The organism is Arthrobacter sp. P1_D4 (assembly GCF_056406115.1).
Genome location: NZ_JBFUAU010000009.1, coordinates 193,013 through 211,750, shown reverse-complemented (window position 1 = coordinate 211,750; position 18,738 = coordinate 193,013). Strand labels below are relative to the sequence as shown.

Genomic DNA, 18,738 nt, shown 5'->3' with positions numbered 1-18,738 from the left:
GCGCAGTTAGACCCGGCGCAGGGCGCTTCGCAGCGTTACGGCCGCCAGCGTCAGTGCGGCGGCGGCGCACACCGTGACGAAACCGGCGACCGCGCTCTGCAGCCCGACGATCCCGGCTGCAAGCCCCAACCCGATCACCGGGAAGGCGCTGCCAAGGTACGTGATCACATAGACGGTGCTGATGATCTGGGCGTGCCGGGCGGCCTCCACCCTTCCGGCAACGTCGTTGAACACGGTCCGGAAGGCCACGCCCTGCCCCACGCCGGCAGTGATGCTGGCCAGAATCAGCAGCCACGGGCTGCTCCAGGCGGCGGCCGCGGCGATCAGCAGGACGGAGACGCCCAGGACGGCCAGGCCGGCGGACACGGCAAACCGTCCCCGGATGGCCAGCAGCTGGCTCAGGGCTGAGGACCCCAGCGTCAGCCCAGCCAGCAGGCCGATCAGCGGCCGCGAATCGGCGTGGACAATCTGGGCGAAATAGCCGGGGGCCAGCGAGAGGCAGAAGCCAAAAACGGTGAAGCTCAGAAAGCCCACGGACGACGCCAGCCAGAAGGCGCCGCGCGCGTCGCTGGAAACCGAAGGCCGCCGCGGTGCCAGGACCCGCAGGGTCTGGGGACCGGCGTGCAGGCTGATGGCGGGCCGCGCCTTGAGCAGGTACAGGGGCACCAGCACGGCGGCGAGGACGATGGAGTGCAGGTAGTACGGCGTCGACGTCGGGCCCGGCAGGAGGGACAGCATCCCGCCGATTGCGGGGCCGGCCGCCACCCCGCCGGCGGAGGCCAGGAGCGTGAACCGTGAGGCCCACTCCGGCCGGCTGGGCAGCAGCTCGCGCAGGGCAGCCGAGCTGGCCCCGGTGGCGAGCGCGACGGCGACGCCCTGCAGGGCGCGCCCGGCGGAGAGCGCCACGAGGTTGCCCGCGGTGGCGAAGACAAAGCCGCCGGCCAGGCCCACCAGCACTGCCAGCACGAGGGCGGCGCGGCGGCCGATGTGGTCGGACCAGTGGCCGGCGAGGACGAGGGTGGCCACGAGCGCCAGGACGTAGGCCGAGAACGCCACCGTGACATCGAGCGCCGTGATTCCGAGTTTTGCCTGCAACAGCGGGTACAGCGGCGTCGCAAGATTTGCGCCGACGAGCAGCGTGAAGATCACAACCCCGGCCATCACGAGCCGTGCGGTGGTGGAGGCGTCCCAGCCCCAGCGGTCAGCTGTGGCCGGGCGCATGCGGAGTTCGCTAAAGACTGTCATGGCCGTGCCCTTGCAAAGTGCAGGCCGGGCTTTCCCTGTTGTGGGGGAACCGCCCGGCCCGGTTGAAAGTTTGGTATGTACAGAATGCAATACCAGTGATCTGCATGGCCAAAATTTGTGTCAAAATTGAGCAAAACAGTCATTCTCTGGCTGTCCAAGTGAACCGGAGTGATGATTTGAACAGTCTGGACCCCACCGACCTGAAGATCCTGCTGGAGCTGATCCGGGATCCGCGGATCCAGATCGGCGAGCTCAGTGACGCCCTGGGCATCGCCCGGAACACTGCCCAGTCGCGCGTGCGGCGTATGCTGCGCTCCGGTGTGCTGCACGACGGCGGCCGTGAAATCGATCTGGAGGCGGTGGGGTACGACGTCGTCGCGTTCGTGACGATCGAGGTCAACCACCGGGAACTCGACGGCGTCGTGGGGGCTTTGCGGCTGATCGCCCAGGTCCTGGAAGTCCACGAGATCTCCGGTCGCGGCGACGTCTGGTGCCGGGTGGTGGCGACGGATACGCACAATCTCCAGGCGGCCCTCCGGTCGATCCTTCGGGTCAAGGGGGTCATCCGCACCGAGACCGTCCTGGCGCTGCACACCCATATCCCGTACCGGACCGAACCGCTGATCAGCCGGCTCGCCCAAGGCAGCGCGCTGGCTCCCGGCCGGTCCGCCTCGCGGCGGGCCGGGTCCGCCGAATTCCAGGTGGACAAAGGATAATGTCCCGGTGACTATCATCGACAACGCCGTCTACGTTGACGGTATCCGCAGCGCCGAGCCGCGGAACCTCGAGCAGACTTTCGAGACCCTGACCGAGCACGGGGGCATGGCCTGGATCGGCCTGTACCGGCCGACCACTGAGGAAATGGCGGCCGTGGCGGCCGAATTCAACCTGCACGGGTTGGCGGTGGAGGACGCGATCTCCGCCCATCAGCGCCCCAAACTGGAACGCTACGACGACAACCTGTTCACTGTGCTCCGGCCCGCCCGGTACCTGGACGAGACCGAAACCGTGGAGTTCGGCGAGCTCCACGTCTTCACGGGGCGCAACTTCGTGGTCACCGTCCGGCACGCCGAGACGAAAGTCGCGGGCCAGGTCCGGCGCCGGATGGAGGGCCGGCCCGATCTGCTGCGCCACGGGCCCGAGGCCGTCCTGTACGCACTCATGGACCAGGTGGTGGATGACTACGGTCCCGTGGTGGCCGGGCTGGAAAACGACATCGACGAGATCGAGGACCAGCTCTTCAGCGGCGACCCCCTGGTGTCCCGGAGGATCTACGAGCTCGCCCGGGAAGTCATCCATTTCCAGCGCGCCATCCATCCGCTCCCGGCTATGATGCAACAGCTCCGCCGGGGCTTCGAGAAGTACCGGGTGGACATTGAACTGCAGCACAGCCTGCGCGACGTCGAGGACCACGTGGAGCGGCTGATTTCCCGCGCCGATTCGTTCCGTGACCTGCTGCAGAATGCGCTCACCCTGGACGGAACCCTGACCGCCAACCGCCAGAACGAGGCCAGCGCGGAACAAAACGAACAGGTCAAGAAGATCTCGTCGTGGGCCGCGATCTTCTTCGCTCCGACATTTGTGGCCGGACTGTATGGCATGAACTTCGACAACATGCCGGAACTGCACTGGACGCTTGGCTACCCGATGGCAATCGCGCTCATGGCCGGCACGGCGGCGCTGATGTACGCCATCTTCAAGAAGAAGGGCTGGCTCTAGCCGGAGGCGCGGCGGTGCCGGACCTGGACCATGAGCCGTCGGAACGCCAGGACGAAGACGACCTCGATGAGCACCATCAGCCCGAGCAGCAGCCACTTCCCGCTGCCGATGAAAACGATGGCCCCGGTGAGGACCAGAATGCTCCCCAGCGCCAGGGAGTAGACGGCAAATCCGAGGGCTACCCTGGCGCTGCGGACGCCGGTGCGGAAGCCGAAGCCCTGCGGTTCCCCACCGGGGTACCCCGCAACCCGGTCCGGACCGGCGGGCTGGAGCTTGTCGAACTCCTCCCACGGGTCGCGGTCCTGCTGCTGATTGGTCATGTTTCCATTATCCCGCGGACCCGAAGCGCCGCACCTCTGAGACCGAACCGTTGGACACTTTCGCGCTGAAACATTTTCGTGCCGAAGCATTTTCGTGCCGTCACGACGACGGGGCCCGGACCAGTGGTCCGGGCCCCGTCATTGCATGCCTTTTGGGCTACTTGCTGTGGCCGTGCCCGCCCGAGTCGCCGCGCTTGCTGGTCTTGGCGGCGTGATCGCTTTCAAGACCGGCCGGCGCGGCACGGTGTTCGGCGGCCTTGGCCTGGCTGGCCGCGCGGTGCTCGGCGGCGTTGGCCTGGCCGGCCGCACGGTGTTCAGCGGCGTTCTGGTGTGCCCATCCGCTGTTGCCGTTCGAAGCGTGGGACGCGTCGGCTTCCGGCGCGTCGGCCGAATCCTTCGCATCGTCTTCGGCGGGTGCCGGGGCCGGAGCAGCGGGGGCCGGGGCTGCAGGCTCCTGCGCGTCCGCGACGTCTTCCGCGCCCTGGTCGTCCGCGCCCTGGTCGTCCGCGTTCTGGTCGTCCGCGTCCACCTCTGTGCCCTGGTCGTCCGCCTCCTGGTCATCCGACTCAGCCGGATCCCCGGTTCAGACGAATCAGACGATTCGTGATCGGCGGCTTCCTCGGCGGCGGCTTCCTGGTCGCCCGCTACCGGAGTCTCCGAACCGGCCGGCTCGGCCGGTTCAGAGGTTTCGGTGCCGGTCGCCGTCATGGTTGACGTCGGGTCAGCCGGGAGATTGGTGGTCGCGGTGGCCGCCGCTGCGCCGGCGCCGCCAGTGACGACGACGGAGGCCACTACTACTGCCTTGCCTGTGGTGCCCAGAGCACTGAGCCAGGCGATGATTCCTGCCACGGGAGATTTTTTTCAAAGCGGATATGAGACCGCTGCCGTCCCCCGGTCGGCAGCCAGCGCCACAGTACCGCTCGAAAACGACGAATTGTCGGCCCTTTAGCCGCTCATGCCACATCCTGAGCCAATGCTGAGCAAACACTGAGGCTCGGGGCCATCACCACGCCCTTAGGCCGCGCGTACGTCGACCTCGCCGGGTTCTGCGCCGTCGGTGCCGAAGACCAGCTGACGGGTGGCGATCTTCTCGGTGAAGAAGCGGTCGTGGCTGACCACGACGACCGCGCCGGGGAAGTGGAGCAGTGCCCGCTCCATCACCTGGGTGCTGGACATGTCCAGGTGGTTGGTGGGCTCGTCCAAGAGCAGCGCCGAGGCCCCGGACAGCAGGCACTGGGCCATGGCGACGCGGGCTTTCTGTCCGCCGGAGAGGTTCCCGATCTTCTGTTTGAGGTCGGCCTCGGAGAACTGGAACATGGCGAGGAACCTGTTGACGGACTTCTTCGTGGCGCTGAAGGCCAGGCTGTCCGGCAGCGCGTTGACCGCGTGCGAAACGGTGTCGGCGTCGTCGAGCTCTTCCAGCATTTTGTTGTAGGAAACAAAAGCCGGCCCCTTCGCCCAGACCACTTCACCGGAATCCGCCGGTTCCTCCCCGGTCAGCACTTTCAGCAGCGTGGACTTGCCGCTGCCGTTGGAGCCCAGGACCACAATCCTGTTGCCGCGGCGGATCTCAAAGCTCAGGTCTTCGAACAAGACCTTGTCGCCATAGGACTTGCCCAGTCCTTCGACCCGGCAGAGGACATCCTTCACGTGCAGGCCGCCGTAGATCTCGGTGACGATCTGGTCCACGGGACGTGGTGTCCGCGCTTTCTTGATCTTGGCCAGCTGGTTCCCCAACCCGCGGCTGGCGGCCTTGGCGGCCTCCCGGCGGTCGGCAATGCCCTCCGCTTCAAAAGCCAGGAGCTCGGACTCATGGACGAACTGCGCCTCGAGCGTCTTGAGCCGGAACTGCTTCTGGACCACGTACTCGGCGAAGTTTCCGGGGTACTCGTGCAGGTGGAAGTTTTCCACCTCGATGATGCGGGTGACCACCGCATCGAGGAACTTCCTGTCGTGCGAGACGATGATCGCGGCGCCGCGGTAGTCGCGGAACCAGTTTTCGAGCCATTCGACACCGGCCACGTCGAGGTAGTTGGTGGGTTCATCCAGCAGCAGGACGTCCGGGCCCTCCAACAGGATCTTGGCCAGGGCGGCGCGGTTGCGCCACCCGCCGGAGAGTTCGTCAATCGCGCACGTGCGGTGGGCGTCGCTGAACCCCAGCGTGGTCAGGACTGTGTCGATGCGCCGCTGGTAATCCCATCCGTCGAGGCGGTCCATGGCCTCGAACAGCTCGGCCTGGCGCCGGATCAGCCGGTCCAGCTCCGCCTCGGCGGGGTCAGCCGCAATGGCGGCGTCGATGGCTGCCAGCTCGGCCTCGGCAGCCTTGATTTCGACAAACAGTCCGTCAAGGACCGCAAGGATGGTTGCCTCGCCGTCGAGCTCGGAAAACTGGGAGAAGTACCCCACCCTGGTTCCCTGATCCACGGTGACCGTTCCCGTATCCGGGGAGACCTGGTCCAGGACGAGCTTGAGGATGGAGGTCTTCCCGGAGCCGTTCTTGCCGATCAGGCCCACCCGGTCCCCGGGCTCCAGACGGAAGTACGCCTCGCGGAGGATCTGTGTGTTGTCGAAGCGGACGCTGACGTCGTGCAGCCGGACCAGGCTCACTGCTGCGCGAGACGGTTGCGGACGATTTCGCTGACGGTCTTGCCGTCAAAACGCCCGGCCACCGTGGCGGTGACGGGCTTCATCACTGCCCCCAACTGACGCATGGACAGCTCGACGCCGTCGGCCTTGAGCGCCGCGATGGCCTCGTCCACGATCGTCTCGACTTCCGCCGCGGTCAGTGGCTTGGGCAGGTAGGCCTCGATCACCTCGGCCTCGGCGATCTCGGCCGCGGCGCGCTCGGCTTCGCCGGCCTCGGTGTAGATGCGGGCCGTGTCGCGGCGTTTGGCGGCTTCCTTTTGCAGGAGTGCGGTCACCTGTGCGTCGTCCAGCACGATTGGCGTCTTGCCCGATTTCTCCCGGGTTTCGATCTCGCCCAGGACGTTGCGCACAGTGGTCAGGGCAACCTTGTTGCGGTCCTTCATGTGGCTCACGACGTCGGCGTGCAGGCGTTCTTTCAGGGTGGTCATAGTTCTCCTCGTGTTGTTAACAAGGCTAGCGGCAGAACCCGTTGGCCCCGATCGCCGAGATGATCCGCTGGGCGTCGTCGTCCGGGAGGGCGGGGACGTCCCCGCTGAACTCAGTCTTTGCGGCAGCGATGAGTTGGTCCGCGGTCGATTGCCCCAGCAGTCGGCCGCACAGGCGGCGGGCCTTGTCGATTGCCTGGTCGTCTGGCAGGCGGGGGTTGATCTTGGCCAGCGCGGCCAGCAGGGCTTCCTGCTGGGCAGGGTCAGGCTTGGGCAGCGACGCCGGCAGGCCCGCCGCAGGGGTCCCGGCGGACGGTTCGGGGCTCGGGGAGGCGGAACAGGCCGCGGTCAGCAGAACAGACAGCAGGGCCAGGGCGATCGGGGTGGTGTTCTTCATCGGTGGTGGCCTTGTCTGCGCTGGATGTCTATCTTGGATGCCTGCGCTGGATTCGGCTGCTTTGCCGCTGGATTGCACGATGGTCTTGCCGCGCGGATTGCTGCGCCGGCGCGGCCACGGCGCCGTTCACGCAGGTTCACACCATCTCATGAAATCACCGGCGTTCCGTACGGTGACCGGTCGGGAGCGCCGAACCACGCCGCGCCCGCCACGCCGCCTGCCACTGTCCGGGCCGCAGCTTAGGCTGGTCGCATGCCGTCAACACCAGCTCCGTCTCCGGTTCCGGTTGAAGTCCTCCTCCACACCGGGCCGGCCGAGTGGTGGCAGATCGTTGCCGCGCTTGCCCCTGTTGCTGTACTTGTAGCGGCAGCCGTGGGAGCGTTCATGGCCTGGCGGACTCTGCGCCAGAAGGCCGTCGCCGACGACCGGGCCGAGTGGTGGAAACGGACCCAATGGGCGCTGGACCGTGCCCTGGACGAGGACGGGGACAGCAAAGCCCTGGGGCTGGCAGCGCTGGATGTGCTCGCCCGCAGCGAGTTGGCCCGCAACGAGGAGCTTGAACTTCTAGACATCGCGTGGGAGTCCGTGAGCGGGGCCAGGGAAAGCACAGGCAACGGGCAGCACATCACTGCGCAGGTTACCGGCCCGGCGGCCCTCTCGCATCACCGGGTTCGGGTCGCCGCCGCCAGGCTGCGGGTCAGACTGGACGACCGGCTCGGCCGCACAACCCCTCCCGGCACCGCGGCCCTGGCCAAGAAAGCGCTCTAGCCGCGCCTGGCGCTGCCCTCGAGTGGCAGCACCAGCATGACGGCCGCGCAGACGCACCCGGCGCCGCAGAGGGGGCAGAGGTAGCCGGCTGCCTGCTGGTCGTCCGCCCAGAAGGTGGGGATCGTGGCCACCTGCGCAAAACCGGCCCGCTCCAGCATCCCCAGGGAAGAGTGCTGGGGATCGGCCGAGACCCAGGACGCGGACACGGCATCGTGGCAGCCGCGGGCCTTCAGGAAGTCCAGGCTGGCCGCGAGCATGATCGAGCCGATGCCCGTCCCCCTGGCTGCGGGCGCGACGACGATGGACTTCAACTCCCCAACCCGGCGGCCGTCCAGGCCGGCGTCGACCCCGGTGATGCGCAGGCGGTCCTGCAGTACGGCGTGGGACGCACGGTCCAGGACGTGGGCGGTCGCCGCGCCCAGGAGCCCGCCGTCCCGGCCGCGGGCACGGATAAGGACTCCCCCGCCATCGGCTGTGAGTTGCGCCAGAGCTGATGGCTGAGTGAAACCGGAGCCGAGGGATTCGTTGAGGAGCGCTGCCGCTTCGCTGGCCACGGCGGGTCCCGGTGCGCCGACGTGCAGGATGACGTTCGACGCCGCCCGGGTGCCCATCGTTGCGGCTCCCATGTTTGCTCCTCATCGGCGGCCATCAGTCGGCGGGCATTAGTACGCACCATCGCATCGCCCGGAACCGGGCAGGGACGCCGAGGGCGGCCAGCAATGTCATTTCACGCACTCATTCGCGCACTCAAAGGTTCAAAAACCCTTGAAATCTGTGGAGCTAAGGAGATTCGAACTCCTGACCTCTTCGATGCGAACGAAGCGCTCTACCAACTGAGCTATAGCCCCGAAGCAACGCCGGTCCTGACGGAACGGCGTCGCCGGTGTCCCTAGGCTACAAACTATCTGCGCTGTTTTCCAGCCAGCCCCGGAAAGTCTCGGTGCCGTGTCGCGCCTCCGGCACCAGGTTCAACCCCTCGCGCAGGTAGCGGCCCATCGCGCCGGGCAGTGGGAAGCGCACGAGTTGACCCTTTGCGCGGGTGGCCCGCTGCCATTCCCGGGCAAAGTCGACCATGTCTTTGGATTCCGGGCCGCCGAGGTTCAGTACCCTGTGCCGCGGGCCCGCGGCTGGAACGGGCGCCGGTTCAACGGCGGTCTCCAGCAGCACCGCGGCTGCGTCGGCCGGCGATACCGGCTGAAACCTGGCACCTCTGACCACGGGGATGATCCGCAGCTTCGAGCCGGCGCCGAACATCATCGCGAGCAATGAGTGGAACTGGGTGGCCCGGACCACCACGGTCTCGAGTCCGGACAGCTCGTAGGCGTGTTCTTTGGCAGCCTTCGACCGGTAGAAGGAGGAGTTGCTGCGATCGCAGTTCACGATGGACAGCATGACGGCCCTGGCCGTTCCCGCGTCCTGTGCAGCGGCCAGAAGCCGCGCACCGCCGTCGGCGAAGTTCTTGCGCGCCTTCCCGGCGCGTCCTTCCAGGCAATCGATCACGACGTCGGCGCCGGCCAGGGCCGCCGATATCCCCTCTCCCGTCGTGACGTCCGCGCGGAAGTATTCCGCGCCCCGGATGTTGCCGGCGGCGCCGGCCCCTGGCGGGTTGCGGCTGAGGACGGCCACGGCGTGCCCGGCGTCGACGGCCAAGCGCACCACTTCTTGGCCCACTTGCCCGGTTCCACCGGCAACGCAGATCCTTGTCATGACCCGAGGCTACCGCAGCGAAGCCCGCCGGCGACGCTGCGGAGAAATGAAAACCCCGGGCCGCCATCGCTGGCTGCCCGGGGTAATCTCCGGAAGGACGGGTCGGATCAGGCGCGGCGCCGCTGGAGGACGTCATCCAGGTTGCTCAAGGCGCTCTGGGCCTTGCTGAGCTGCTTCGACTCAGAATCGTCGGCGGTCTGCGGATCGGACGCTGCCGGTCGCGCCGAGGCCTGTTTGAGAGACGGTTTCCCTACGGCCTTCGGCGCCTCGGGAAGGTCGAGGGGCATTGGGGCTGCACGTTCGGCCTTCGGGGCTTCGACGTAGGTGGGCTTGGGAACCTCGACGGGCTCCCAGCTGGTGCCCTCCGGTACTGCACCCGCGTCGGCTGCCATGGCCGCCGAGGCATCCCCAGAGGCGACGGCTTCAGCGAGGGCGGCCTGGCGGAGTTCCAGTGCGGTCAGCGGCTTCGGCGCGGGCTCGGGCGTGTCGCGGCCCGCTTCGGCGTCGAAGAGCGGGCTTTCCGGCCGGGCAGCGGGACGTCCGTCGGGAAGGGAAGGGGTCTGTTCGGGCGCCGACGGCCGTGCAGGGGTGCGTTCCGGGCTGCCCATGGCTGCACGGAATGCAGCGTTCATCTTCCGCCGGCGATCGCGGACGGCAAGACGGCGAAGCAGCGCCACTGCGGCGAAGGCGCCCAGTAGGGCGGTCACCGGCAGCCAGCCTGAACCGATGCCGAAAAGTCGAAGGGCTCCGGACACCACTGCCGTGAGAAGAGCCAGGAGCCCGGCTACCGCCAGCACCAACCGCCCCCATCGAATCCGGAACGCCGGGGAGCCCGCCGCAGCAATCGGGCTCACCCGAGGGGTTGCCGCTTTGCCCGCCCCAGGCCCAGGTGTGCCGCCGGCCGGGTCTGCGCGCTGTGTGCTGATCATGGGTTTCTCCTGCTGCGCCGCCATTTTCATAACCTTCCCCGCATGTGGATCTGCTGGTTCCATGTCAATGACATCCGCCAGGAATTCGCCTGCAGGCTGCAGCTGGTGGCGTCCGTTCCGGAGAACGTAAGGCGCCACCCACACGATCCAGAGCGCAACAGCAATGACAAGGATCACAGAGCTGCTAAGAGGGAAGTCCACACTCAAAACCGTATGAGGTATATGGGGTGCTGCCCCGCATTGTCAGGGGTGTGTCGCGCGCGCACCGGCGACTGGCCGGCGTCGGGGCGTCGTGGCTGGTCAGGCGGCTCTCACGGGCCTCAGGACCGGCGGGTTCTCAGCCACCGCGCGAGGAGGCCTTCAGGCACTTCCTCAGCCGTGAGCGCGAAGGTCCGGTGGTCTGCCCATTCACCGTTGATGTGCAGGAACCGGGGCCGGAATCCCTCGTCACGAAACCCAAGTTTCTCCACCACGCGCAGGCTCGGGGCGTTCTCCGGCCTGATGTTGATCTCCATGCGGTGCAGTCCAAGGGTGCCGAAGCAATAGTCGGTCGCCATGGCCACGGCGGTCGGGGCGATCCCCCGGCCGGCCCTTTCCTTGTCGACCCAATAGCCAAGCGTCGCCATCATGGCCGATCCCCAGACGATCGAGGACACCGTCAGCTGCCCCACGATCACCGGCGCCTGATGGCCTGGTGTCCACTCCGTGATTACGAACGGCAGGGCCGTGGCCTGCGCGGCCTGGGCCTTGAGCGAGCGCACCATCTGCCGGTAGTCCGGCAGGCCGCCGCCGGGGACCGGGTTCGATGCCTCCCAGGGGGCCAGCCACTCGCAGTTGCGGGACCTGAGCGCTGTCCACTCCTTGCGGTCCCGGTACCGGATCGGGCGCAACACGATGTCGCCGCTCTCCAAGGTCACCGGCCAGGTGAAGCTGCCCCCCACGGGAGTTATTTGGCGAGGCTGGGGGCCAGGCTGGACGCGAAGCCGGGCAGCCATTCGCGCAGGCCCGGGCCGAGGTCCTCACTGTCGCAGGCGAGCTGGACACAGGCCTTGAGGTAGCTGAGCTTGTCGCCGGTGTCGTAGCGGCGGCCGCGGAAGATGACGCCGTACACGCCGTAGCCCTCGCCGGTGCCGGCCGAGAGTTCCTGCAGGGCGTCCGTGAGCTGGATTTCCCCGCCGCGGCCGGGCGCGGTGCGCTCCAGCACTTCAAAGACGGCCGGGTGCAACACGTAGCGGCCAATCACGGCCAGGTTGGACGGGGCGTCCGCCACATCGGGCTTCTCCACGAGCTGGTTGATGCGGACGTAGTCCTCACCGCCGATTGCCTCGACGTCCGCGCAGCCGTAGGCACTGATCTGGGACGGGTCCACCTCGATCAGAGCGACCACCGATCCGCCGGTCTTGGCCTGGACCTCGATCATGGTGCTGAGGAGCTCATCGCGGGCGTCAATGAGGTCATCTCCCAGGAGGACGGCGAACGGCTCCTGCCCGACGTGCTGCTTGGCCCGAAGGACGGCGTGGCCGAGACCCATGGGATCGCCCTGGCGGACGTAGTGGATGTCACCGAGGTTGCTGGCGGCCTGAATGGATTCGAGCTTCGCAGTGTCACCCTTCGCCTCCAGGGTGGACTCCAGCGCGGGGACGCGGTCGAAGTGGTCCTCCAACGCCCGCTTGTTGCGGCCAGTGATCATCAGGATGTCGTTCAAGCCGACATTCACGGCCTCCTCGACGACGTACTGGATGGCTGGCTTGTCAACGACAGGCAGCATTTCCTTGGGCATGGCCTTTGTGGCCGGGAGAAACCTGGTACCAAGGCCCGCGGCGGGGATAACGGCCTTGCGGACGGAAGCGATGGGTGTATTCACACGACTAATCTAACGGAGGGACCAATCATTGCGTAATCATTATGCGAACCGCCTGCCGGGCCCGCCGGTGCAGCGCGGCCGCAAGAGGCAGAGGACGGGCCAAGATGGCGTCAAAAGAGGAAATTCGCTCCAGCCACAGGGCGGCGCGTTCCGCACTCCCGCTGGCCGCACAGGACACCGCCGCGGCGGGCATCGCCAGCCATGGGCTCGAGTGGGCCTCCGGGCTTGCCCGCCGCCAGGGCACCTTCGCGGCGTACCTCGGGGTGGGCGCCGAACCGCCCACGCTGCCACTGCTGACTGCCCTGGTCGAGGCCGGGCACCGGGTGCTGCTGCCCGTTTGCGAACCCGACATCGAGCTCAGCTGGGTGTACTGGACTCCCCAGTCCGGGTTTGTCCGCAGCCGGTACGCGCCCATCCAGGAGCCTGTCGGAGAGCGCCACGGCACCGAAATCATGCGGGACGCCACCGCAATCATCCTGCCGGCCACAGCAGTGGATTTCTCGGGCAACCGAATCGGGCAAGGCGGCGGCTACTACGACAAGTTCCTTGCCGCCCTGGCTGCCATGTCCTCCGCGTCCGGCGGGGCGGACGCCGGGGCGGCCGACGCTGCAGCCGACGCTGTCGCGTTGCCGACTGCCGCCGTCGTCTATGACACGGAGGTGCTGCCCGCAGGCAGCATCCCCGCGGAGTCGTTCGACCGGAAAGTCGACACGGCGCTGACCCCGGGCGGGATCATCCGGCTCGGCCGATCCCGGCCCGCCTGATCCGGGTTCCCGCCGAGGTGATAGAATTGGCACTCAGGCCCTGCGACTGCTAAGGACGGAACAGGTCGATAGACATATCGGCGGTGATCCGGACTCGGCGGCACGGGACCTGCTCGTTTGCCCCTGAGGAGGATTTCCAGTGCCCACGTATGCATACGCCTGCAAGGACTGCAGCCACGCCTTCGAGATCGTGCAGTCGTTCAGCGACAACTCCTTGACGTCCTGCCCCGAGTGCCAGGGCACGCTGCGCAAGAAGTTCAACAGCGTCGGCGTAGTGTTCAAGGGCTCCGGCTTCTACCGGACCGATTCGCGCGACACCAAGGGCAGCACGGTTTCCCCGGCTCCTGCAGCTCCCGCGGCCACCCCCGCGCCCGCCGCCGCGGCCAGCTAAGGCACCTGCCGGGTTGGCGCCGGCCGCCGGCTGGGCCACGGCCGGCTGATCCTGGGCATTGCCCGGCGGTGGCCCCTGCCCGCTGTGCCGTTGTCCACATAGGACGTTCCGCAGCTCCCGCCCCTCTGCGCGGATCCGTAGCGTGGCGGCATGGAACTTTTCCTCACCGCGGTTTCCCCGCCTTCGTTCAACACGGCTGCCCCGGCGGCTCCTGGGCCTTCCGCGCCTTCGTTCAGGCCGTTCCGCGCCGCATTGCCTGAAGCTGGCCCCGGCCGCTGGTCCCGTACCGGGATCCACCCAACGAGCCTTCCTGCCGCCACGTTTTCCGCCGCAGGCCTTCCGTTCCGGAGCCGGATCGGTCCCGCGAAACCCCGCCGGCATCCGCCCCGGGGCCGTCCGTCGTGGCGCCGCCTGCGCGGCTGGCTGAACCGGAACCGGCGGCTTATCGCGGCCCTCCTGTTCTGCATCCCCGCCGGACTGACAGTTCAGCAACTGGCTCCAGGGCCCACTGACACTGTCGCAGCCTTCGCCGCCGCGGCCGATCTACCCGCTGGAAAGTCCCTGGAACCCGGCGATCTCAGCAGGATCAGCGTGCCACCCGGCCTTATTCCTGCGGGCAGCCCCGGCAGCGAGACCGCATTCGAGGGAAAACAGCTGGCCGCACCGTTGCGCCAGGGCCAGCTCCTCACCGACGCCCAGATCCTGGGACCGGGCCTGCTCGCCGGAAGCCCACGCGGCTCTGCGGCCGTGCCGCTGAGGATGGCAGATCCGGCCTCCATGCAACTCGTCTCCCCCGGGCAGCTCGTCAACGTGGTGCTCACTGCCAGCAACGGCATGGAACAACCCGGCGAAAGCCAAATCCTGGCCGAAGCCGTGCCCGTGCTCTGGACGTCGGCGCAGGGCGGCAAGGCCAGCCCCTGGCCCGCCACTGCGGAGACTGACGGGCTGGTGGTGGTGGCAGCGACCGCCGAGCAGGCCCGAAGGCTGGCGGGCGCGTCTACCCAGGGCAAATTGTTTTTCGTGCTTGTGGCATCACCGCCGGGCTAACTGTCCAGCCAGCAGGGCGTTCCCGCCGGGCCAGGGCCCGGGCAATTTGCACCGACGCGGGTTACGCCCGCAGGCTCTGGGCTGCGGGCAGCCACGTCAGCCCCAGTGGGGCGGCTTCTGTTCCTGGAGCCAGGCGTCGTGATCGTAATTATCAGGCTGGTCACCCCAGCGCCGGGGGTCGTCTTCCGCCGCCTTGTTCGGCAGCACGCCCTCCGGAACGGTGGCCTGTGCCTCCGAACGGCGGGACGTCTCCTTCGCGGCCTCCTGATCCGGCCCGTCGCCGGTCGATTCCCCGGTCGATTCCCCGGTCGATTCGCCGGGGTTCGGCCCCGCGGTGTCGGCCGCGGCCCCCGCCGCGCCGGCTTCGCGGGCGCCGGTGTTGCCAGTGTCGTTCGTGTTGCCGGTGTTGCCGGTGTTGCTGGTGTTGCTGGTGATGCCGTCCGCACTCATGCCGCCGGCCTCCTTACTGCCTGTATTGCCTGTCATTGCTGATGCTGGTGCCTGCCGGCGGAATTCTTGGCCAGCAGTTTCGTGGCCGCGGAACACCTGTCCCGCGGGTTCGGCCGCCACGTGGTACTCGGCGGCCCGCGCCTCGTCTATCGCCAAATGCTCGATGCCGTCGTCGAAGAACCCGTGCGATGTCCGCAGCCTGCTGGACACGGCGGGCTTCTCCAACCCGAGGTAGCCGCCAATCCGGTCGGCGCAGGCCGACGGGTCGGTGAAGACCTCTATGGTCCACAGGGGCATGTACCGCCAGCCAAGCCGTTCCAGGAGCTGCGGCCGGAGCCTGCTCCGTTCCCGGACGCTCATCCGCCGGTAGTGGCTGGTGCCATCCGACTCGATCGCCACCGGACGGGGAATCTCCGCATCGTCCTGGCCGATCGTGGTCATCGGATCGGCGGCCGCCACCATGTTCAGGACGCCGTCGTACTGGTGCCACACACGTGCCCCGCGGGCCCGGAGCCGGTCGCCCAGGTCGGCCACGAGCGGATCGGCGCCGAGCGCCTGCTCGCTGGCCGCGGCCCGGGAGGCGGGGCTGCCAAGATCCGTGTTGCCCGCGATCTCACGGTCCAGGAGTTCGTAGAAGTCCACGGCGCCGTGGCTGAGGCGGCTGACGTCAAGGTCTTCGGGCCGGAAGCAGCTGAGCACGTGAAGGGACCGGCGGGCACGCGTCATCGCCAGGGCGAATTTTGCTCGGCCGCCTTCGGCGGAAAGCGGCCCGAGGCTGTGGAGGGTGCGCCCATGCGGGGTGCGGCCATAGCCCGGGGAAAAAATGACGTGGTCGCGGACCAGGCCCTGGGCCCGTTCCAGATCCACCACGCGGAAGGACTCGTCCCCCGCACTGAAGAAGCTGCCCAGCATGGGGTAGTTGGGCAGTTGCGCCCTGATGGCCTCGCCGATCCGGGCGGCATGGCGAAGGCTGCCGGTTACCACGGCCAGCGATGTCCGGGGGCGGAGCCGGGCGTGTTCGAAGACGAGCTCCACCGCACGGTTGACCTCGGCAACAACCGATTCGACGCCGTCATGGTCAGCGCTGGGCAGCCCCGTGCCGTCGGGGAGGTACTCCACGCTGAGGGTACGGTCCAGCCCTGTGGCGGATTGGCCCTCCGGGAGGCGGGTGAGTTCCCCGCCGTAAAAACCCTTGCTGAGCTGGCGCACCAGGTCTTCATCGACCGCACGGTACACGGTCCTCAGGTTCCAGACCGGAAGCACGGCAGAGAGTGCCCGGTACGAGCTCTCAACGCTTTGGTAGGAGCTCTCCCCCGCGGCGAGCCGTTCGACGCCCACGGTAAAGGTCCGGGGGCTGGCGGTCTGTTCGTCGCCGAAGGCGATGACCTGCCGGGACCGGGCGATCGCCGGGAGGACGGCCTGCAACGAGGTCGTCTCGGCGTCGAGGATCACGACGGCATCGAAGGTCTGCTCGATCGGCAGCAGGCCCGTCATGAGGTAGGGGCTGACGGACCACACCGGCACCAGTGTGGGCAGCAGCTCCTGCGCCTGGCCGCTCAGGGCTGCCAGGGTCACCCGGCCGTCCTTCAGCAGGCTGCGCAACAGCTCGGCCTGGCGGGGGTACGCCGAGATGGCAGCGCGCCAGCGCTCGGACAGGTTCCAGCGCAGCCGGGCAGCGCCGCTGGCGATATGGGCGTTGTCCGCGAGACGGTACTCCGCCTCAAGCTGGCGCAGGGCGTCGCCGTCGGACATGGCGAGGTAGTCATCGCCGCTGATCATGGCCTCCAGGGCCGACTGCCACCAGGCCAGCTCCAGTTCGGCGGTCACCGAACCCTCCGGGACCTCGCGCTCGGCAAGGTCGGCGAGAAGCTCGCCCAGGCCGTGCTCTCGCATGCTTTCGACGAGCAGCGTGCGCTCCGGAAGGGTTTCAAGGGTCGCGGTGTCGGCGACGAGCCGCCGCACCCGGGGCAGGAGTTCGTCGTAGGGTGCGCGGTCCAGGTCGCCGCCGGCGGCGGTGTGCTTGACAGCCAGGCCCAGTTCAGCCAGTTCCGCGGCGAGCTCCCGGTAAAGGCCGGTGATTTCAGCCAGCCCGGATGGCACGGCCGGGTGCCGCTGCGTGGTCGCGTAGCCGGACCATGCGGCGCGCTGTTCCTGCACGAGGACCAGGGAGCTGTGCAGGTCCGCGATGTGCACGCCGGGCCGGACGTACTCCTTGGCCACGCGGCGCAGGCGTGAGCGCTGCATGGACGGCATTTCGATCCCGCGTTCCCTGCGCCAGGCAGAGGACGCAGTGGCCGAGATCAGGTCGTGGACGGGCCGGTCAAAGATGTCGGGAGTGAACTTGTCCAGGCTTTCGCGGACGGCCACGAGAAGTTCGATCTGCTCGCCCCATTCGGCGAAGGTCCGGCCCAGCCGGATCTCTGCGTGTTCCGCCACGGCAGCCATGCGCCCGCGCAGCAACGGCAGCTTTTCCGAAACGGACTGCGCCACGCCCTGCGCTTCCTGCGTCTCCTTGCGGGTCAGCAGGCGCGCGCCGTGCCAGGGGCTGGTGGTCGACGCGCGGCTGAAGCTGCCGAGCTCGGCGGCGCGGCGGAGCCGGCCCGCGAGCTCCTCGCGGTCCCGGATGTTGTCCAGCACGCTGCGTTTGAGCCGGACGGTCGTCGCCGGTGCCGGCTGGATGGAGGTCAGCTCTGCAAGGGACTGCATGGCCTCATACGGCGAGCAACCCCAGCGCGCCCGTACGTTGTGCAGGGAGGCCACGTGGTCCATGAGGGCGTGACGGTGCCCGGTCAGTGTGGCGTGCAGGTTGCTCAGTTGCGGCTGCAGCGACTTCTCGTTGCGGACGATCGCCCGGACCAGCTGGCCCTTCAGCTGCAGCGGGCTGGCGCTGCCTGTCAGCTGCAAGAGGACCGAATCCAGGCCGAGGCCATCCAGCTGCCCGGAGATCTCGGCGAGGCTGGCCCGCCTGTCACCAACCACCAGGACGGACTTGCCCTCGTCAACCAGGGCGCCGATGGTGTTGATGACGGTCTGGGTCTGGCCCGTGCCCGGCGGGCTGCTGACCACCAGCGAGTCGCCCGCCCGGACGGCGTCGACCACATACTGCTGGTCCGTGTCGGCGTCGAGCAGCAGAAGCTCGTCGGCGGGGTCACGGTCGTCCGTGCTGGGGAAGCGGCCGGGTTCCAGCGCAGGCACGTCGACCAGTTCGCCGGAACCGGACCGAGCCAGCGCGGTGACCAGGGGGTTGTTCTGGTTGATCCACGGATCATCGAGGTTGCCGGAGAGGTCGGCGAAGGTGGAGACGAGCAGGTTGTGTTCGACCTCCGCGCCGTGAATCGGCTGGACGAGGGTGCCCAGGCGGTCCAGAACGGGCTGCGGGTCGTAACGGGCCGTGCTGTACGCCATCCGCGTCACCGCGTTGACGTCGAAAACGATCCCGTGGACGGTCTTGAGGTGCCGGACCAGCGCCGGGTTGATCTGCGCCTGTTCGGTGAGCTGCAGCTCGTAGTCGTCCTCGCCGGGGCGCACCGTGAGGGAGATGGCGGTGAGCATGACCGGGGCCGAGATCCGTTGCGGTTTGCCGCCGACGGCGGAGGTCCAGACGACCGTGCCGGCGGAGAAATACCCCGCGTCGATGCCGCGGTCATTGGCGAGTTCGAAAATCTTGGAGCGCAGGTTGCGCGATGCCCTGGCCGCGACAACAAATTGCTGGCGGTCGCGGATCAGGGTCGAGAGCCGGGTACGCCGCCCTGCCATCAGCTGGGCGAGCCCGGAGGGATGGGCATGAGTCAGGTCAATTGAGCCTTCGGGCGTCTTGGTGAAGCGCAGCATGGTATCTGCACCGGTGACGGGCTTGAGCCCCGACAGCCATTTCCTGAACTCCTCGGAGCCCTCGGGGTGGCCTTGACCAACTGACACTGCTGCCTTCTTTTCTGTGCTCGACTTCTCTGTGCCGGACCGCGGCGGGCTCGACTCTGGCGGGTTCGTCGTATCAACGCTCGTCTGTGTTGCGTCCGCGCTTTCCCTGGCCGCATCTTGTGTGCTCGCGGTTGCCAGGCTCGCGCGG

General features: G+C 67.9%; 18 protein-coding genes and 1 tRNA gene. 6 read left to right on the top strand and 13 right to left on the bottom strand.

The window, feature by feature from the left end; translation table 11 throughout:
- Positions 1-6: 6 nt before the first annotated feature.
- The gene (locus AC1D0A_RS11110) at positions 7-1,245 is read right to left on the bottom strand and encodes an MFS transporter (RefSeq protein WP_079550251.1); all 1,239 of its coding nucleotides are present in this window, start codon (positions 1,243-1,245) and stop codon (positions 7-9) included.
- 176 nt (positions 1,246-1,421) lie between these two features.
- Between AC1D0A_RS11110 and AC1D0A_RS11105 the strand changes: the two genes are divergently transcribed.
- On the top strand, positions 1,422-1,961 hold the full coding sequence (locus AC1D0A_RS11105; RefSeq protein ID WP_243180996.1) for an Lrp/AsnC family transcriptional regulator: 540 nt from the start codon (positions 1,422-1,424) through the stop codon (positions 1,959-1,961).
- 7 nt (positions 1,962-1,968) lie between these two features.
- On the top strand, positions 1,969-2,964 hold the full coding sequence (gene corA, locus AC1D0A_RS11100; protein WP_476945787.1) for a magnesium/cobalt transporter CorA: 996 nt from the start codon (positions 1,969-1,971) through the stop codon (positions 2,962-2,964).
- On the opposite strand, the gene AC1D0A_RS11095 is transcribed toward corA, so the two are convergent.
- The 5 genes from AC1D0A_RS11095 to AC1D0A_RS11075 form a co-directional block, all read right to left on the bottom strand.
- The gene (locus AC1D0A_RS11095) at positions 2,961-3,284 is read right to left on the bottom strand and encodes a hypothetical protein (protein WP_028275726.1); all 324 of its coding nucleotides are present in this window, start codon (positions 3,282-3,284) and stop codon (positions 2,961-2,963) included. The two genes, corA and AC1D0A_RS11095, sit on opposite strands and share 4 nt — an antisense overlap.
- A gap of 157 nt (positions 3,285-3,441) precedes the next feature.
- Positions 3,442-3,813: a hypothetical protein gene (locus AC1D0A_RS11090; RefSeq protein ID WP_476945786.1), complete on the bottom strand. Its 372-nt coding sequence runs from the start codon at positions 3,811-3,813 to the stop codon at positions 3,442-3,444.
- A gap of 485 nt (positions 3,814-4,298) precedes the next feature.
- Complete coding sequence (locus tag AC1D0A_RS11085) at positions 4,299-5,891, bottom strand: ABC-F family ATP-binding cassette domain-containing protein (protein WP_476945785.1); 1,593 nt, start codon at positions 5,889-5,891, stop codon at positions 4,299-4,301.
- On the bottom strand, positions 5,888-6,358 hold the full coding sequence (locus AC1D0A_RS11080) for a GatB/YqeY domain-containing protein (RefSeq protein WP_028275729.1): 471 nt from the start codon (positions 6,356-6,358) through the stop codon (positions 5,888-5,890). The genes AC1D0A_RS11085 and AC1D0A_RS11080 overlap by 4 nt, the downstream gene beginning before the upstream one ends.
- Before the next feature lie 25 nt (positions 6,359-6,383).
- Positions 6,384-6,752 (bottom strand): hypothetical protein, encoded by a 369-nt coding sequence (locus tag AC1D0A_RS11075; protein WP_243181006.1) that lies wholly within the window; start codon positions 6,750-6,752, stop codon positions 6,384-6,386.
- 252 nt (positions 6,753-7,004) lie between these two features.
- Between AC1D0A_RS11075 and AC1D0A_RS11070 the strand changes: the two genes are divergently transcribed.
- Positions 7,005-7,520: a hypothetical protein gene (locus tag AC1D0A_RS11070; protein WP_476945784.1), complete on the top strand. Its 516-nt coding sequence runs from the start codon at positions 7,005-7,007 to the stop codon at positions 7,518-7,520.
- Here the strand turns inward: AC1D0A_RS11070 and AC1D0A_RS11065 are convergent.
- The 6 genes from AC1D0A_RS11065 to galU form a co-directional block, all read right to left on the bottom strand.
- Positions 7,517-8,146: an N-acetyltransferase family protein gene (locus AC1D0A_RS11065; protein ID WP_476945783.1), complete on the bottom strand. Its 630-nt coding sequence runs from the start codon at positions 8,144-8,146 to the stop codon at positions 7,517-7,519. The genes AC1D0A_RS11070 and AC1D0A_RS11065 overlap by 4 nt on opposite strands.
- Positions 8,147-8,295: 149 nt before the next feature.
- A tRNA-Ala gene (locus AC1D0A_RS11060) sits at positions 8,296-8,368 on the bottom strand.
- Between the two features lie 46 nt (positions 8,369-8,414).
- Positions 8,415-9,227, bottom strand: a complete 813-nt coding sequence (locus AC1D0A_RS11055; RefSeq protein WP_476943793.1) for an SDR family oxidoreductase — start codon at positions 9,225-9,227, stop codon at positions 8,415-8,417.
- A gap of 107 nt (positions 9,228-9,334) precedes the next feature.
- Positions 9,335-10,333 (bottom strand): hypothetical protein, encoded by a 999-nt coding sequence (locus tag AC1D0A_RS11050; RefSeq protein WP_476945817.1) that lies wholly within the window; start codon positions 10,331-10,333, stop codon positions 9,335-9,337.
- A gap of 143 nt (positions 10,334-10,476) precedes the next feature.
- Positions 10,477-11,097, bottom strand: a complete 621-nt coding sequence (locus AC1D0A_RS11045) for a GNAT family N-acetyltransferase (protein ID WP_243181017.1) — start codon at positions 11,095-11,097, stop codon at positions 10,477-10,479.
- Between the two features lie 5 nt (positions 11,098-11,102).
- Complete coding sequence (galU, locus tag AC1D0A_RS11040; RefSeq protein ID WP_028275735.1) at positions 11,103-12,020, bottom strand: UTP--glucose-1-phosphate uridylyltransferase GalU; 918 nt, start codon at positions 12,018-12,020, stop codon at positions 11,103-11,105.
- Positions 12,021-12,124: 104 nt separating this feature from the next.
- Here galU and AC1D0A_RS11035 point away from each other — a divergent pair, with 104 nt between their 5' ends.
- The 3 genes from AC1D0A_RS11035 (at position 12,125) to AC1D0A_RS11025 (ending at position 14,222) form a co-directional block, all read left to right on the top strand.
- On the top strand, positions 12,125-12,784 hold the full coding sequence (locus tag AC1D0A_RS11035; RefSeq protein ID WP_243181019.1) for a 5-formyltetrahydrofolate cyclo-ligase: 660 nt from the start codon (positions 12,125-12,127) through the stop codon (positions 12,782-12,784).
- A 139-nt stretch (positions 12,785-12,923) separates the two neighbouring features.
- Complete coding sequence (locus AC1D0A_RS11030) at positions 12,924-13,175, top strand: FmdB family zinc ribbon protein (RefSeq protein ID WP_079550223.1); 252 nt, start codon at positions 12,924-12,926, stop codon at positions 13,173-13,175.
- 150 nt (positions 13,176-13,325) lie between these two features.
- Positions 13,326-14,222, top strand: a complete 897-nt coding sequence (locus AC1D0A_RS11025; RefSeq protein WP_476945782.1) for an RcpC/CpaB family pilus assembly protein — start codon at positions 13,326-13,328, stop codon at positions 14,220-14,222.
- 96 nt (positions 14,223-14,318) lie between these two features.
- Here the strand turns inward: AC1D0A_RS11025 and AC1D0A_RS11020 are convergent, their stop codons facing one another.
- Positions 14,319-18,590 carry an AAA family ATPase gene (locus tag AC1D0A_RS11020; RefSeq protein ID WP_476945781.1) on the bottom strand — a complete coding sequence of 1,424 codons (4,272 nt, stop codon included), beginning with the start codon at positions 18,588-18,590 and terminating at the stop codon, positions 14,319-14,321.
- Between the last annotated feature and the right edge of the window lie 148 nt (positions 18,591-18,738).